This window comes from Paenibacillus hemerocallicola (genome assembly GCF_006265175.1).
In the GTDB taxonomy this organism is placed as follows: Bacteria; Bacillota; Bacilli; order Paenibacillales; family NBRC-103111; genus Paenibacillus_AB; species Paenibacillus_AB hemerocallicola.
The window spans coordinates 15831-33163 of record NZ_VDCQ01000090.1 but is presented as its reverse complement, the minus strand read 5'-3'; the positions used below and the strand labels follow the sequence as shown (position 1 = coordinate 33163).

Here is a 17333-nt window from a genome sequence, read left to right as displayed (position 1 = left end):
TGGAGAAGGTTTTCTTCGGCCTTCCCTATCCGACCATCAAAATTTTGAAGAAGATTCTCTTCTAGGGCATTAAGTCGTTCTTTTGTAGATTGTTCGGAACTTTCTATAGCATTCCGAATCCCCCCCTCGATCATCTGCGGCAATTGCTGCAGTTGTTTTAAAATTTCCCCTTGCTCTTTAATCTGATGATCCAATATCTGAATTCTGGCAGCCAGATCCTCTACTAAATTTCTTATAACGGCATTTTGGCTTGATGGATTGCTTGCATCCATGTAAGCCTTAATTTCTTGCTTGTAGTCCCACATGTGCCCGTCTAAGTCCCAAATGTGACGGCGCAACTCGTCAAAACGATTTGAAAGTCTATTTTTGAAAGGCCTATAAACAGGCATTAACAATCTTTTCAAGATTTTTTTATATATCACATTGTAACTAATACGCCTTTCTTTTACTCGCTTAGCAACTTGAAACAAATTATTATTAGACATCCATTCATATCTTCTTTTTAAAACAGCTTTTAAAGCAGAAGAGTCATATACTCTATATAGTTCATTTTGTTTCTCAATTAATCTTAGCAGCTTTTTCCCTTTATCGATTAATATTTTTCTATCATTACGATTATCATCCTGAAAAGGGTTAAACCATCCTGAAAGTAAGATTAATTCATCATCTTTTATAGTTATCTTTAATTGTTCTTTTAGCGTTCTTGCAATGATTCTTTGGGCTTCTCCTTCAAGACGATCCATTTTTGAAGCGGTGATATTTTCTCCATCCCAACGGTATTCGCCAAGAACATCTGGAAGGTTATAAAACTTTAAATTATGAACCGCCCTCGACCAAAGCTCAAAATCTTCTGAAAGATAATTTGGATCGTACCAAAGATTATTATCAATAAAATCCTTCTTGCGAATCATCAAAGTAGAGTGACACATATCACAAATAAACAAAGTTTGTGCTTTAATTTCCTCTGAAGTAATCACGGTTTTATGAATATAATCCCGTTTACCGAAATGACGTTGCCAAGATCCACAAACTGAGATATCCGGATGTTGATCAAGAAATTCGACTTGTTTTTCCAGTCGATGCGCGGGATAAACATCATCCGCATCCGCACGCGCAATATATTCACCTTTTGCAACACGAATGCCTGAATTTAGAGACTGCGCAAGTCCAAGTCTTTCAGTATTTTGAATAATCTTAATTCTGGGATCTTGAAATAGTTTTATGATTTCAGTTGTCCTATCGTTTGATCCAAGTTCATTGACAATCAAAATTTCGAAATCTTGGAATTTTTGTTCTAATAATGAGTACAATGTATCCATTATGTATTTCTCGCTATTAAATGTAGGAATTAAAATAGAGACCTTTGGGTCGCTATTACATGTTTCAATTTTACATTTATAAAAATCAGTATGATAAAATACACCACGTTCAATCGCGGCTTTAAACCTTTCATCGTTTATCTCCCACTGCATCTCTTCAAGAACTCGCATCCATCTACAATGCAATGTATAAAATAAAGCTTGAATACCATATTTTTTTCTTGCTGTTTCATTTAAAAAGATTTGTTTCAATAATATATCAAGCTCAGATAAATGTTCGAGTATTAGGTCTGCATCCTTTGATTTCGGAAAAGAATGTATACATAACAAATCAATTTCATTTTCATTAAAATTCAATCCACATTGTTCCAACAATCGTTGGGTCACACCGCGGTATAGCTTAATCCCTTTTTCTCCACCAACAGCAGTTGCGTTCTTTTTATGAATTCTGTAATGAAATAGTGAAGGGTCATCCATATTTTCATATGCCAAAAATTCAGAAGCTCTTGCGAAAAAATCGTAGTCTTCCGTAAACAAATACTCTTTGTTGTACTTTAGTTTATATTGTCTAAGACGTGATGCACGAATCATAATGGTAGGATGAACAAAAGGTGTAAAAAACAATAGGCAACTCTTCAAAAAATCTGGTCCGGTCTCAACTTTCCACTCCCATTCTTCTTCACCAAATATCTTGGGTTTTATTCCAACAATATCTATATTGGAATGTTGCTCTAAGTAAGCTACTTGCTTTTCTAATCTTAGGGGCATTGAAATATCATCCGAATCCATTCGAGCGATATATTCGCCTTGTGCCAAATCAAGTCCGATATTCAAAGAAGCAGAAATACCTAATCGTTCTGTATTTTGTACTAATATAATTCTCTTATCTTTTGAAGCAAATTCACCAAGAATAGAGGTCGTTGCTTCATTTGAACCATATTCATTAACAATGATAAATTCCCAATCTTTAAAAGTCTGATTAATAATGCTCTCAATCGCATCACGTATATACTTTTCTCCGTTATATACCGGCATTACAATTGTAACTTTCGGCAAATTATATCACTCCAAAAATGAAATTATTACCCAGTCCTCACCATGCTACGAAGCTTTTTTGCCTTAGATGCTTCCGACTTTATCTAACACTATCCAGATCCACTTCGTTGCAGACTTGTCAGCGGTTATCCCCGTCGCTTTCTCTTCGATCCTGTTCAAACCTCCGAACCTCCTGCAAGATATACAACGGACGGCCCTTAGACTCGTCATAGATGCGCGCAATATATTCCCCGTTACTCCAAACGCATTGATAGTGTCCGAAATCATATATATAAAGAATGTTCAAGTTAAATGAAAACAGTCACAAATATAACAGCCAGAATCGATAAACAAATCCAGTATGTCCTATAAGAAGATTTAACAACCAGTTTTATACATTTAACAGAAGAAGTAATTGCATTAATTGATCCCATCTTATTCCCCTTTTTAGCTAAATGTTTGAATGGTTGTTCTTATCATACAAGCTTTTTAAAAAACGGAATTTTAGATAAAACAAAAACGAACATCGCCGAAAAAACAAAATACATTAAGGCTCCAAGAAACATATTGATGCTTCCATCAGCATTATTTGTAAAACTGATAATACCAAGTTTGCGATTACCAACATAATAAATAGCCAGCATATGAACATAGTAAATGCCCATCGTCAGTTTTGAAAGGGACATAATCCAATTTTTCAGCACTAAAGATATCTTTTGAAGCTTATCTTCCAACAACATGAGGAGAACAAATACCGATGTTGCAAATATGAAGACTGGTACTGTTCCATAACCACCTAAGAAAGTTTTATCTGGGTAGCCAATTTTCAATGAGAGATAGTAACTTGACAGTACTACTCCACTAAATCCAATAAAAACCGTAATCCAAGCAAGCCATACTTTTCCAAGAAGTTTATGTTTATTGTCTATTATTAATTTTCCAATAATAAAAATGCCCAATTCAGGGAATCCAAAAGCAAATGAAGGTAGAGGTACAGTTTTTGTCGTATACCCTATAATTGTAGTTAAGAGAAGTGGAATGATAATTATCAACAGAAACGCATATTTTTTTAAATTAGTATCCCATTCATAATAAGCTTTCCGTATCAATGGAAGCAAAAAGTAAAGACCTAATAAAGGATACATAAACCATAAATGGGAATACTGTGAGGAAAATAACATCCTGACTGATGCTGATAATATGTTAACATCCTCATGGAGTGAATATTTTCTTAGTAAGATATATATAAAGCTCCATACAAAAAGTGGAATAACAATCCTTTTTATTCTCTTTGTAACAACTGAGTGAATACTTTCTCGTTTTCCAATCAAAAAAGCTCCTGACAACATATAGAAAACAGGAACGGCAAAGCATGTTGCCGCATTAATATATAAATACCAATACCAAGTGGACATATTATTTGTGAAGTTATTGTAAACGTTACTGGAGGTATGAATCCATACTACTGCGAATATACATAAAATTCGTAATAAATCCGGCCAAATTAAATGTGCTTCTTTTTCTATTGGAGTACTTATATTCCCATTTTTATTTCTACGTCCATCAAAATAAAACATTAAAGCTATTATCGAAATACTAATAAAAAAACTCACTGCAAAAATTAGTATTCTTTGATTTCCACTTATTTTTTTCGATTGATTTTCAGAATGTTCTATGCCAAAACTTTTATCTGTTGTATTGTCAGTTGGAACAAACAGATCCTCGATTTTAGTACTACCATTTAGCTCGTATTTAACTATACCGCGCCACTTATTTGTATCAAATACGATGGAGCGCTGCTTACCGTTCGGTAAAGTTCCGTTTATCGATGAAGCCAATCCATTAGGTTGTTCATAATCTCTCCAACCCAAAGCTCCATCTTTCTCGATCCACTGAGCCTTTTTATCGAATATATCTTTTGCGTGAAACCATTTACCGTCAACTGATACTCCTTGAATCCAAACCTCAGTTCCTTCAGATTGATCTGATTTCTGACCCGTTGCAGTGACAACAATTGATACAGGTTCATAAGTTGACATTGTTAGTAATTGTGAAATGAGTCCGGTCGCTGGCAACGCAATTGCAAATGCTATTGTCGCGGTGGACATTACCTTTTTAAGCAGTGATATCTTAGGATAAGGTAGCCATAAGACCAATGTTGTCACTGCTAATAGGATCAGAAAGTAATTCAATGCCGACACTCCTTAAGATGTTTTAGCCTTTAACATGATCGATTCCACAGAGCGTTTTATAAAAAATGCTCATAATCATGTGGTCAAAAATCATATGGACGTCCTCCGTTATTTGCATACTATTAATTGGAACATGCAGAGATACATCAGAAAGCTGCTTTAGCTTTCCACCATTATAACCTGTCATTCCAATTATTTTGTTTCCCTGCTCTTTTGCATATTCTACAGCATTAATTACATTTTTCGAGTTTCCACTTCCGGATATCGCAATGACCAGATCCCCTGGTTTTATGTGACCTTTTAGCTGGAAACGGAATACCTCTTCGAAACCAATATCATTCGCTATAGCCATAACAGTTGCCATATTATCATTTAAACAATGAAAATTGAATTTTTTATCAATATACTCGGATATCCCCTTGTTGAAGTCATTTTGATAATGGGAGGCCGTTGCAGAACTTCCCCCATTTCCAAAGATATAAATGGTTTTTTCGGTTTCATGAGCTTCCATAATGAGGTTCATCGCATCATTTATTGCATTAACATCTAGAGCTTTCAACGTATCAATTTCAAGTGCAATGTAAGTATTGATGCTTTCTCTGTAATCCATTTTTCATATCTCCTCTATTTTTAAAATTTGTTCTACTGCCTCCAAAATATTTCCGCACACCAAATCTGATTTCACTTCATATTTTCCATCTTTACCAGCTTCACCTGTTAAAACAAGTGCTGTATAAAGTCCAGCATTTTTTCCAGTTTGGATGTCAATCGTGGTGTCCCCAATTATCCATGATTGAGTAATGTCAATATTAAACTTCTCTACACAAGTTTCGATCATGCCCGTTTGAGGTTTTCTACATTTGCAAGATACTTTATATACAGGGTTCTCTTCCGGATAACCCTTGTCAGGATGATGGGGACAAAACAAGACATCATCTAGAAGTACCCCCTCTCTACCTAACAATGTTTTCATTTTGTTATGGATATTTTCTATATCTAACACATCACATAATCCCCGAGCAACAACCGGTTGATTAGTAATAACGATGGCAAGATACCCTGATGCATTTATTCGTTTTATGGCTTCTATAGCGCTGCTTTCCAATACAAAATCGTCTTCATGGCTAATCAGCCCTTTGTGTTGGTTTAATGTTCCATCTCGATCAATGAAAATACATTTTTGTTTTTTTGTTAAATTCCTTGCGGCCACATAACCATTTTCTATTTCATGGGAAGCTGTAGAAATTCGCTCCGGTGTACCTACATCCTTTATATACTCGGGTGATGCATAAGCATAGACCGCTTGTTTTTGTGCTACTAACGGCATCAATACATCCTTTTCTAGGTCCGTTTTGATACCAGGCTTGACTAATTTACATATTTCCTTACTTAGGATATAGAAACCAGCATTTACGCAATTGTTATACCAGTAGCTTCTTTTATTATTCTTTGAGTCAAATCGGATGATCTTTTCATTATCATCGGTTACGACAAGGTCCGAATCATATGGATGCGAGTTGGGATGAACAAACAAAGTTCCGAGAGCCGCTTTAGCAATATGATATTGTTCCATCCTCGCTAAATGAATATCGAAAATGACATCACCAAAGACAAGCAAAAAATAATTATCCATGATTTGATTTTGTAGATCGTAGAGTGCCCCAGCAGTCCCCAACGGCTGTACTTCCCAATAATAAGTAATGTTTACACCAAAATTCGATCCATTACCAAAAAAGGTTTCAATCTTTTCACCAAGATGCTCAATTACCATAATGATATCCGTAATACCATTTTTCCTTAAACACTCAACTTGCCAATGTAAAATGGGCTTCCCGGCAATATGTGCCATTGGTTTCGGAATATCATCATTTGTAATAGAACGCAATCGAGTTCCTTTCCCGCCTGCCATTATGACAGCCTGCATCAGATTACCTCCTCGACTGTCTTGGCAACTGCTTCATCAGAAGTCCAACGGGCCTTCCATCCATTTTCATGAATTTTATCAAGATTATACGCGAAAACAGGAACATCTCCTTTCCAGCCTCCACGTCCACCTGTGTAGGAATACTTTACGTTTTTCAAATTCATATTTTCACAGATAATATCAGCTATCTTAGTAACGGTTGTTTGAGTTTCGACCCCGATATTATACAAGGTTACTCCTTCTTTAATTCCGATAGAAAATTTCATAATTCCATCAACTAGGTCATACACGTGCATGTATGGCTTGGATTGCGAGCCATCCCCAAGAATTGTAAGCCCTTCAGGATTTTGCTTTAATCGTTTCACAAAGTCAAATATAACACCATGCGTCAATCGTGGTCCAATAACATTCGGAAATCGGAATACAAGACTTGAGAAAGAGTTCATGTAAGTAAAAGCCGAAATTAATGCTTCGGCCCCCAACTTCGCTGCACCGTAGTATGAGATCGGCTCTAATTGAGTGGAATATTCCGACACTTGTTCCCCCTCTTTTTCGCCGTATACAGCGGAAGTCGATGCAAAAAAGAGTTTCTTTACATTGTTAACTCTCATACATTCAAGTAAATTAAATGTAGTAGTATAAGTATTAGCATATTCAATGGATGGATTACTTGCACTCGCTTGAATATCTGAATTTGCCGCCAAATGGAAAACAAAATCAATATCTTCCTTTTCAAATATCTTATTAACTTCTTCGAGATTACATAGACTCAGCTCATAAAACTTGAAGTCAGGATTATCCCTTAAGTGCTCAATGTTTTTTCGGGTTCCAATGACAAAAGTATCAATACAAACAACTTGATGCCCCTTTTCCAATAATGCATCGATTAAATGACTTCCAATAAAACCAGCACCACCAGCGACTAGAGCTTTCAAAATTTATTCCCCCTGTCAATTTTCACTCCAATATTTATCACCAATATACACAACCGATGTTCCATCACGCTCAAACTCAAAATTCAATTGTTTAAGTCCAAGAGAAACTCTTACCTTTTCTTGATTATCCGGTTCACAATAGAGCAACAAGAATCCGCCGCCACCGGCACCTAACAACTTACCGCCAAGAGCACCATTTTCCATGGCAACGTGATAAGCTTCATCAATTGAAGGATTTGAGATACCCGATGCAAGTGTTCTCTTCAACTCCCAACTCTTATGCAAAATATTCCCAAACGATGACAAATCGTTCTCTTCTAAAGCCATTTTCATTTCTTCGGCTAGCTTGCACATTTCAATAAGATTATTAGTTTTATCTTCTTTTGACATATTTTGTTTTTGCTCGCCAAGTATTTCATTGGCGGAACGAGAACTACCTATATAAAACATCATTAAATTATTTTGCAGCTTGGTGTAGGTTTCCGGCTTCATCACAATTGGTGAGACCGATACGCTTCCGTCTCTATTGAAGCGGATAAAGTTTAAACCTCCAAAAGAAGCCGCATATTGATCCTGCTTCCCTATAGGAGCCCCTAATTTATTAATTTCGATATCACTGGCTTCTTCAGCAAGTCTGGCTTTTGATGCATATTTCCCCTTATAACAGTAAAGTGTATTTAAAAGTCCTACTGTAAATGTACTTGACGAACCTAATCCTGTACCAGCAGGAATATCTGCAGTACTGCTAATTTCAACGCCGGATATTTCCGTTTTATTCAACACACAGTTAAAAATCTTATGTTTAATTTTTGAAATGTCATCTACAATTTCATTTTCAGAATACTTTAATGCAGTATATCTCGCGTCAAAATATGGATGAACCGATATATACATATATTTATTTATTGTAGTACTGAGTACACAACCATCGTATTTTTCATAAAACGATTCCAAATCACTTCCACCGCCACAAAAACTAACGCGAAAAGGTGTTTTTGTAATTATCACAGTTGATTACTCCTCTTATAAATCTTTATTTTTCATATATTCATTACAAACATCTTCAGCAGTTCCAACCATCATTAAATTTCCCTTGTTTATCCAAACTGCATTTTTACATACACTTAAGATTTGATTTATGGAATGAGAGACTAAAATTAATGTCACTCCCTTTTTTTTCATTTCACTCATTTTCGCTTCACACTTTCCCCGAAAATGCGCATCACCAACTGAGAGAATTTCATCCACTATTAATATATCCGGGTCCACAAGCGTTGCTATCGAAAATCCTAATCTTGCCTGCATCCCTGAAGAAAAATTCTTCATTGGAACATCCACAAAATCCCATAACTCTGCAAAATCGATTATTGCATTAAAATTTTGCTTCATAAAATCTCGGGAATAACCCAACACAGCACCATTTAAAAACACATTTTCTCTAGCCGTTAAATCCATATCAAATCCAGCTCCTAATTCGATCATAGGAGCTATGCGCCCGTTCACGCCCAGATTACCGGATGTGGGTTTATAAATCCCGGAGATAACCTTTAGCATGGTGCTTTTACCCGAACCATTTGATCCAACTAATGCAAATGAGTCTCCTTTTTCGATATTGAAACTCACATTTTTTAAAGCGAAGAACTCATCAACTTTATGCGAGCCCTTCAACAATCTGACGAAATATTCTTTTAAACTGTCAACCCTCTCTCTTGCAAGGTTGAATTTAACTGAAACATCATTTATTTGAACCGCATAATCCATACCGAACACCTCATAAGTACAAAACAAAATTGTCTTGCTTCTTCTTAAATACAATCAAACCTACAATCATTGTCAACGCCCCATAGCTAAAGCAAATAAGATTATCTTGAACCGTCGGAAACTTACCATAAAGAACAATATCTCTAAACATTTCAATGATGTGATATAAAGGGTTCATTTCAACAATGGATACAGCAAATTTCGGAAGAACTGATATAGGATAAAAAATTGGAGTGAGATACATTAAAGCCGTCAGAAAAACTCCATATAAATGCAACATATCCCTGAAATAAACTGCAATAACTGAAATGATCATCCCAATACCGATTGAAAAAAATAAGGCATATAGCAAAGGTAAGGGAAATAAGAGTATAACTGGTGTTACTGGTGTTCTGGTAAAAATTAACATTAACAGAATTGCAACCAAAGAAAATAAAAGATTTGTGAATGACGATAAAGTTCTGGCGAGTGGGAATATATATTTAGGAAGATAAACTTTTTTTATTAAAGAACCACTATAGATAATTGAAGTCATTGCAAAATTAGTTGCTTCGGAAAAAAAGTTATAAATTAACTGTCCAGTCAATAAATAGATCGGATAGTTACTAATATCAAAGCGAAACATGTACGAAAAAATAGTCGCTATCACAGCCATCATAAGTAGCGGGTTTAAAACACTCCAAATATACCCCAATACAGATCTTCTATATTTAATCTTAATATCACGTAAAACCAGCTCAATCAATAAACCTTTATACTTCCAAAACTTTTCAAAATAAGTAATATTCATGTTTTACTCCCGTTTGCTATATATGCTCTTTAATTGCTTGTTCTGATACCAGTAATTGTTGTTTAGATTTAAATTTTCGCACCAGAAGTCTTTTGATTTTTTTCAACCAACTTAAAGCTAAAGCTACTGAACTTATTCCAAATATTGAAATCGAAATAGAGATAATTCTCGCCAAAAAATATTGATTATAGCTTAGCAATTCCAAGTTTTGTTTAAACAACGACTTTGTCTTTCTTTTATCCGATTTAGCAACTTCATAAATTGTAGCCATATTTAATATAAATTCTAATAATATTTTTTTTATCATTACCTTTCGGTAAGGAAATGCACTATTTGACAAAATCTCGTTAACGGAATCGTGAATGATTACGACTGTATCATGTACTCTTTTATAAGTAACAACATCCATTAATGAGCTCCCTCTACCAACAACATAGCAGTAATAAGGATTATGGAAGAAAGCAATTTTTTTAGCTTTAAGCAACACTTTAACTGAATAATCGATATCTTCGCTTAAATATCCCATTCGGAAAAAGATTTGATTTTCTATTAAAAAACCTTTTCGGTAAATATAACGCCAAACATTCCAAAAGCAACCTTTTTGTTCAAGAAAATGCTCCATATAATTATACTCGCAAATTGGAGAAAAAGTCTCTTCAATTTGTCGAACACTGGAAATAACTTTCCCACTATCAGATACTCGATAAAAATCGCTTATAAAAACGTCTATATTAAACCTTATCGTTTTCCTGATATAATTCAAGCTTTCTTTAAAATTATTAGAAATGATATAATCATCACTATCTAAAAAAACAATATATTCCCCATTGGCGACTTTTAACCCGCAATTTCTTGCGTCAGATAATCCAACGTCTTCTTGCTGTATGATTACAATATTAGAATGCTTATTTTGGTACTCAATACAAATATTAGCACTTCCATCATTTGAATTCCCTAGTACCAGAATTACTTCACTATCATATAATTCACATGCAAAAACATGATCCAAGCATTTCTGTAGAAACTTCTCAACGTTGTAAACCGGAATAATGATACTAAATACCATATCGATTCTCACCCAAATTATTCTTCATTATATATTGCTAAAATAGTTGGTTTAATTTTGTCAATTGAATGAAATTTAACTTTTTCTATCCCTGCTACCCCCATTTCTACCCTCAAGGAACGATTTTTATGAATTTTTATTATAGCAGATTGGAACTCATTCTGATTATTAATTTCACACAGATATCCTGTTTCTCCATCATCAACCAGATCAGTGTGTCCCTTAATTCTACTCGCAACGATTGGCAAACCACAAGCCATAGCCTCCATCACGTTAAAAGGCAATCCCTCCGATAAACTCGTAGTAATCGCCATGTCACATATAGGATATAAATTTTCCATATCTCTGGTATAGCCTAGAAAGTGAACACGATCTTGTAATCCAAGTTCATTAGCAAGACTTTTACATTCTTCCATCAATGACCCATTTCCGGCAAGTAAGAGATGTGCATGGGCAATCTCTGCGCTAATCTGTGCAAATAAATTAATTAAAAAGAAATGATTCTTCCTCTTCGAGAATTCCGCTGCATAGATCAATAAAAAATCTTCATTATTAAACATCATTTCTTGACGTTTCATTGTTTGTTTTTCGGCAGAAAATTGAAAAAATTTGGACGTATCAAAGCCCATTCCATTGATATAATGTAGTTTTTTTAGGTAAAGGTGATGTTTTATTGCAATTTTATGATCCTCACGATTCATAACCATTAGAACATCTGTGACTTGGGCACAAAGTTTCTCAGGTACTAAGAAAGCCCACTTAAATTTGTCCTTCTCATTAAATAGATAACCATGACAAGTATAACATACCTTAGGTCGTTTTTTGTCAAAAAAACGCAAAAGGACAGCTAATCTAACAACGATACTAGCCAAAGTGGTATGCAAGATGATAAGGTCGAAGCGTTCACGTTTCAAAAGATAATATACTGAAAATATTAAGGAAAAATTTTTTATACTAAATAACTTCTTTTCAAATGGCATATTAACAATATTATCTATAAATGGAATATCGTCATTCATATTCAAGTTTGCTGCAACCCAAATATCATTACCCTGTTCTTTAAGTAACTGCAAATATGGAAGGTGAAAATTTCTTATATGAGATGCAGTTGAAGCACAGAACAAAATTTTTCTTAACCTCATGTAGCTAATTTGCCTCCATTTTCCCCATAGTTATGCATAACCCAGAATCATTCGACATAACTATAACACATTTTACGATTGGACATCATGTTTGTAAATATTTTAAAAAAATTCCCAATAATAAGGAAATCCAGACACAGTAAATGAGTTTAAACCTACTTAGCAGATCTATCGATGTCTGATCAGTCAATATGTTCTGCAAAAATCGCAAAACAATTTTTAAGAGATTAAATCCGGTGTATTAAATCCCGTAGTTAAAATCTTTCTGCCTTATCTCGAAAAAATTGCTGCTGACAATGCGCGGCCTCTCCAGCGGCAAAAGCGCGCAGCGCAATCTTTCCCGTCCATCAACATCCTGATTCTTCTGGTTGGCTGGATACTTGGCAGCAAGCTGATTCCACAGTAGTAGAAGTTCTCATAATACGACCAGCTTTACCTATTCTATTTTATTGGCTTTTCTGACAAAAGAAAAGCCAAACCTTATATCCTTTTATTAACTTTAATGTTGTGAAAGCGAGTAAGAAGCAAAGTTACCTTTAGGTCTACAGATGGCTGAAAGGTTCTTTGCTTAGACTTTGTGCGATCAACATCTACATTCTTTCATATTTCTCAAAGCTCTGATAGAATTATGTCGTACTGAAGAGAACGAGAAACGAGGTAATTATACTGTATGAGCAAACCTGTATACGGGAAAAAACAAAGCACTAAAACTCGTATCGAAATGTCCGACACGACCACCATGATCTACTGGCTAACACTTTTCTTTGTTGTATTCTTTTTATTCTTCTCGTCATTTCAAACCGCTCTTTTCAACGGAGAGTCCAATCAGGCTTATGTTGTAAACTCTTTTGAGCGGCCTATAATCACTGCAGTTCTGTGGTGCTCTATCATTTTATTGCTTGCTGCCGTTTATTTTTTCAAGCGTTGGAGCTTGAAGAATCGTGCAGATATTTTGTCGCTTTTTGTTTGGTTAATCCCATTGGCTTACGTGCTCTCCTCCTTTTCTGCGGGATCTGCTCATTTATCGACAAAAATGATTTTATTGCAAGTGCTATACGCTACATTTTTTATATTGGGCATCTATTTAACCAAAAATAAATTGGGTAATACAATTTTAATCAACTCCATTATGGTCTGTGGATATATCGTTGTCTTTTACGGCATTCTCAATTTGCTGGGAAATGCATATTCCAGAGATGGAGTAATGTTAACGGACGACGGTTTGCGATTGACTTCGGTTTTTCAATACGCAAATGCTTATGCTGCATTCTTAATGGCGCTGCTTTTCGCCGGCATTTATTTACTTATCCATTCTCGGGTTTGGTATGCAATAGCCTTGCATAGCGTAATGCTGGTACCGATCCTTTTATCGTTTTTTCTAACCCTGTCCCGTGGTGGTCTTGTGGTGCTTCCGATCATCTTACTGCTTATCTTGCCGTTTATCTCGTTGAAGAAACAACTACTCTTCATTCTTTATTTGGCCTTACCTTCACTGGCTGCACTAGCCATTACGGATAAAATGGACGCCCTTGGGAATGATATCGCAAAAAGGGTCCTTGCTACCCGAACCGTGAATAATGATGTAACACTTCTAGGGTTAGGCGATCCTAAGGTCATGGAGGGCTGGCTGTACTTTTTGATCACCACCCTTGGTCTTGCCGCAATTGTTACACTTCTCCATAAATTATTGGGGATCCGCTTTCTTGACAAATCCGTTTCATGGTTATCTTTCAAATTTTCGGCTTTTGTAGTACCTGCTGTCACTGTACTTGTCGGACTGTTTGGTATTTATATTTTGGTAAGTGATTCGCCGGTTCGAAACATGCTGCCGGACACTTTGGAACAACGTATCGAAAACATAAATTTCGAGCAGCACAGCGTCCTGGAAAGAACAACCTTCTACAAAGACTCTTTCAAACTAATCAAGGATTACCCTGTTCTCGGTGCAGGCGGAGGCGGATGGGCTGCTTTATATGAGAAGTACCAGAACAATCCATATACGAGCAGGCAAGCGCACAATTTCTTCTTGCAATTCTGGATTGAAGTCGGTACGTTGGGCATCATTATTCTCGCAGTCTTTTTGATCTACATCTTCTATCAATATGTTCGCAGTTATATAAAGGGAGACGAGAGCTCTAGGAATAGTAAATTTGTTTTCTATATTGTAGCGATCTCACTGCTCGTCCATAGCAGCATCGACTTTGAAATGAGCTATGCCTTTATTGCCGCTCTTGTATATCTTTGTTTAGGCGGTATGGTTTCAGGAATTTCACCAAATGAGTTGCCTTTTACAAAGCGTCACTTTATAACGAAATTTCGAATCACGTACCCGCTTGCTTTAGGCGCCATCGCGATTACGACTTTTATCTTTTCTGCCGTACAATTAAGTGCCAACAACAAGTTTTCCTCTTCGTTAAATAATGCAGCAGCTCAAAAACCATTGCAAGATATCATGACCCCTCTCAATGAGGCACTGGAGCTGCAATCGAATCATCCGGACTATGTGGCCACCAAGGTGGGATTTCTAACCCAACTATATAACCAGAATAAAAATGAGGATATGTACAATGAAGCTATAAAGTTGTTACAAGATACGAAACTCAAGGAAACAAACAACAAGGTTCTATTCGGACAGGAGCTCCAGCTATACACCATCAAGAACGATCAAACCAAGATTGCTGCGCTTGTTGGCGAAGGACTAAATAAATTTCCATGGGACAATTCCTTGTATGAAAGAAACGCGACTTTGAATTTGGTACAGTATGACCAAGCAAGAGTTACAAATAAAACTACGGCCAACCTGTATGGCGAAAACATTTTAGATACCTACAATGCCGCACTGCAGAAGGTAAAGCATTTGGAAACATTACCTAAAGGGCAAATGCAAGGTGCATCCTTTACTTTAACTCCTGATATCGTGACCTCCGCAGCGCATGTCTATTTCACTCGTGGAGACTTCAGTTCCTCCGAAAATGTATTAAAGAGTTTTATAGGCGGTAACATTGACGATGCAAAGACGCAACTTATTATCAGACTTTATCTTGCATCCATTATGAGACAAGGAAAGTCCGATCAGGAGCTCTACAACAAGCTTATCGCCAAAACCCCCAACGAAAAGGTCGAAATCGACAAATTGCTAAAAGCCGCGCCATAATGCGCGGCTTTTCTATTTTTTCAAAAAATAGTTATTTTCAAAAGACCTCCCATCCATTACAATTAGCTATTGGAGGAGGTGAAACCATATCTTATGGTTAAGAAAAATTCATTTAAAATTAATAGAGAAAGGAGGAAGAGCCTCATGTCTAAGCTGACTATGAAAAAGGTTTCTCAGTTGCTGGTAGCCGTCTTGTTGATCTCCGCGCTTATGCCTGTTATTGCTTTTGGAGCATCCGGTTTCAAGAATGTGACTTATGATGGACAAAACGTTTCGGGGACCGTTTATTCCGATACATACTCCTCAGATGGAGTTACCGTCAGCATTTACTCGCCGGACGGCACCTTGATTGCTGTTGTTCCTACCGTATACTTGCCTAGTAGCGGGTATGAGTGGAGTATTCAAGCGGCTCAGGTTGACACTTATGGCTTTGTCACTCTCAAAGCGCCTAGCGTGAATGCAGACGTATACACTGCCGTGTATGACAATACGGCTCCAACTTGGGCTGCTGGTCCAATGACCGCTTCCAATATTACGGTGAGCTCGGTGGATTTGAACTGGCCCAAAGCAACTGACAATAAAACCAGTGTCACTTACCATGTGTATCAAAATGATACTTTAAAAAGTGATTCAGTAACCGGTCAAACCTACAGTATCTCAGGCCTTGCCGCGAATACTATGTACACTTTCAAAGTAGAAGCTGTTGATGCATTTGGTAATAAGAGCACTCCACAGACTCTTTTGGTAAACACGAGAACCCAGTCTGGTGGAGTCATTGGCGGCGGCTGGGGCGGCGGATCTTCCGGTAACTCGACGAACACCGACGGCTCCATCAATGTATCCAATGGTCAAGTTGATGCAAGCACTTTAAAGAGTGCTTTCGCAAACAAAGCCGAAGTCACCCTTGTGGTAAAAGGCGAGACCGTTACAATTCCGGTATCCGGGCTCTTGGATGCTGCGAAGAACTCCGATTCCACTCTTGTGATCAAAACGGATAGCGGAACATATGTACTTCCTTTGTCGGTATTCGATTTTGATGCCCTGGCTAAGGAGCTTGGCATTTCCGTGAACGATCTTAAGTTCACAGTAAACATCAAGAAGCTTACAGGAAGTGACGCTACAGCCGTATCCGGCGCAGTAACTGCTGTGGGCGGCAAAGCTTTGGCAGACGCGGTTGATTTCAGCATCACGTTTGAAGGCAAAGATGGCAAGAAAACGTCCATTACTTCCTTCAATCAATACGTGAAGCGTATTATTAAACTTAACTCCAAGCCAAGCAAAAACGCTGTCGTATTGTTGTACGATCCGGCAACCAAAACCTTCAGCTTCGTTCCTAGTTCGATCTCCGATACGGAAGCCGAATTCTGGCGTACAGGCAATAGCGTGTACACGGTCGTTGAATACAACAAAACGTTCAGCGATATTTCGTCTCACTGGGCAAAAGCCGACATTGAGCTGCTGGCCAGCAAGATGATTGTGAACGGTGCCACGGATACTACATTCGAAGCGGAGCGTAACATTACCCGTGCCGAGTTCGCGGCATTGGTCGTTCGTTCGCTGGGTCTGTCTCCAGTTGCAAGTGCTGCTAAATTCAGCGACGTAAAATCAGCTGACTGGTTCGACGGCGCTGTAGGCGCTGCAATGCAAGCAGGTATCGTCGACGGGTATGAAGACGGTTCGTTCCGCCCGCAAGTCCAAATCAATCGTGAAGAGCTGGCAGCTATGATTGTCCGCGCTTACGAGTTCGCCGATGGCAAAGTCGCCGTCGATCAAGGTACAATCTCCAAAGCTTTCTCGAAATATGCAGACACCGACAAAATTGTTTGGGCTCAAAGAGAAATCGCCCTCGCACTTTATGTCGGTCTGATGGACGGATTGACGGATACGACTCTCGAAACGGACGGACAAGCTACTCGCGCTCAATCTGCGACGATGCTGAAACGTTTCTTGTCGAAAGTTGAATTCATCGACTAATTCTTGCAATGCTGCTACAAACCCTCACTTCCCTCGCGGAA

12 protein-coding genes are annotated in these 17333 nt (G+C 37.2%); 2 read left to right on the top strand and 10 right to left on the bottom strand.

The features are described 5' to 3' along the window. From FE784_RS36970 to FE784_RS36920, 10 genes are all read right to left on the bottom strand, one after another. Positions 1-2375: glycosyltransferase (locus tag FE784_RS36970; RefSeq protein ID WP_139607270.1), on the bottom strand; the 2375-nt coding region annotated here is incomplete at its 3' end. Between the two features lie 455 nt (positions 2376-2830). After that, complete coding sequence (locus FE784_RS36960; protein ID WP_139607268.1) at positions 2831-4546, bottom strand: acyltransferase; 1716 nt, start codon at positions 4544-4546, stop codon at positions 2831-2833. A gap of 22 nt (positions 4547-4568) precedes the next feature. After that, positions 4569-5156, bottom strand: a complete 588-nt coding sequence (locus FE784_RS36955) for a D-sedoheptulose-7-phosphate isomerase (protein ID WP_139607267.1) — start codon at positions 5154-5156, stop codon at positions 4569-4571. A 3-nt stretch (positions 5157-5159) separates the two neighbouring features. Further along, positions 5160-6470 carry an HAD-IIIA family hydrolase gene (locus FE784_RS36950; protein WP_139607265.1) on the bottom strand — a complete coding sequence of 437 codons (1311 nt, stop codon included), beginning with the start codon at positions 6468-6470 and terminating at the stop codon, positions 5160-5162. After that, the gene (locus FE784_RS36945) at positions 6470-7405 is read right to left on the bottom strand and encodes an NAD-dependent epimerase/dehydratase family protein (protein WP_139607263.1); all 936 of its coding nucleotides are present in this window, start codon (positions 7403-7405) and stop codon (positions 6470-6472) included. Before FE784_RS36945 ends, FE784_RS36950 begins: the two co-directional genes overlap by 1 nt. A gap of 15 nt (positions 7406-7420) precedes the next feature. Further along, on the bottom strand, positions 7421-8413 hold the full coding sequence (locus FE784_RS36940) for a GHMP family kinase ATP-binding protein (protein ID WP_139607262.1): 993 nt from the start codon (positions 8411-8413) through the stop codon (positions 7421-7423). 15 nt (positions 8414-8428) lie between these two features. Next, positions 8429-9166: an ABC transporter ATP-binding protein gene (locus FE784_RS36935; RefSeq protein WP_139607260.1), complete on the bottom strand. Its 738-nt coding sequence runs from the start codon at positions 9164-9166 to the stop codon at positions 8429-8431. Positions 9167-9176: 10 nt separating this feature from the next. Beyond that, positions 9177-9956, bottom strand: a complete 780-nt coding sequence (locus tag FE784_RS36930) for an ABC transporter permease (RefSeq protein WP_139607259.1) — start codon at positions 9954-9956, stop codon at positions 9177-9179. A 16-nt stretch (positions 9957-9972) separates the two neighbouring features. Further along, complete coding sequence (locus FE784_RS36925) at positions 9973-11034, bottom strand: glycosyltransferase family 2 protein (RefSeq protein WP_139607257.1); 1062 nt, start codon at positions 11032-11034, stop codon at positions 9973-9975. A gap of 5 nt (positions 11035-11039) precedes the next feature. Then, positions 11040-12164 carry a glycosyltransferase family 4 protein gene (locus FE784_RS36920; protein WP_139607256.1) on the bottom strand — a complete coding sequence of 375 codons (1125 nt, stop codon included), beginning with the start codon at positions 12162-12164 and terminating at the stop codon, positions 11040-11042. 670 nt (positions 12165-12834) lie between these two features. Here FE784_RS36920 and FE784_RS36915 point away from each other — a divergent pair. Further along, entirely contained in the window at positions 12835-15318 is a 2484-nt protein-coding gene (locus FE784_RS36915) for an O-antigen ligase family protein (RefSeq protein WP_139607254.1), read from the top strand. A 144-nt stretch (positions 15319-15462) separates the two neighbouring features. Further along, positions 15463-17292 carry an S-layer homology domain-containing protein gene (locus FE784_RS36910; protein ID WP_176706789.1) on the top strand — a complete coding sequence of 610 codons (1830 nt, stop codon included), beginning with the start codon at positions 15463-15465 and terminating at the stop codon, positions 17290-17292. Positions 17293-17333 lie beyond the last annotated feature (41 nt).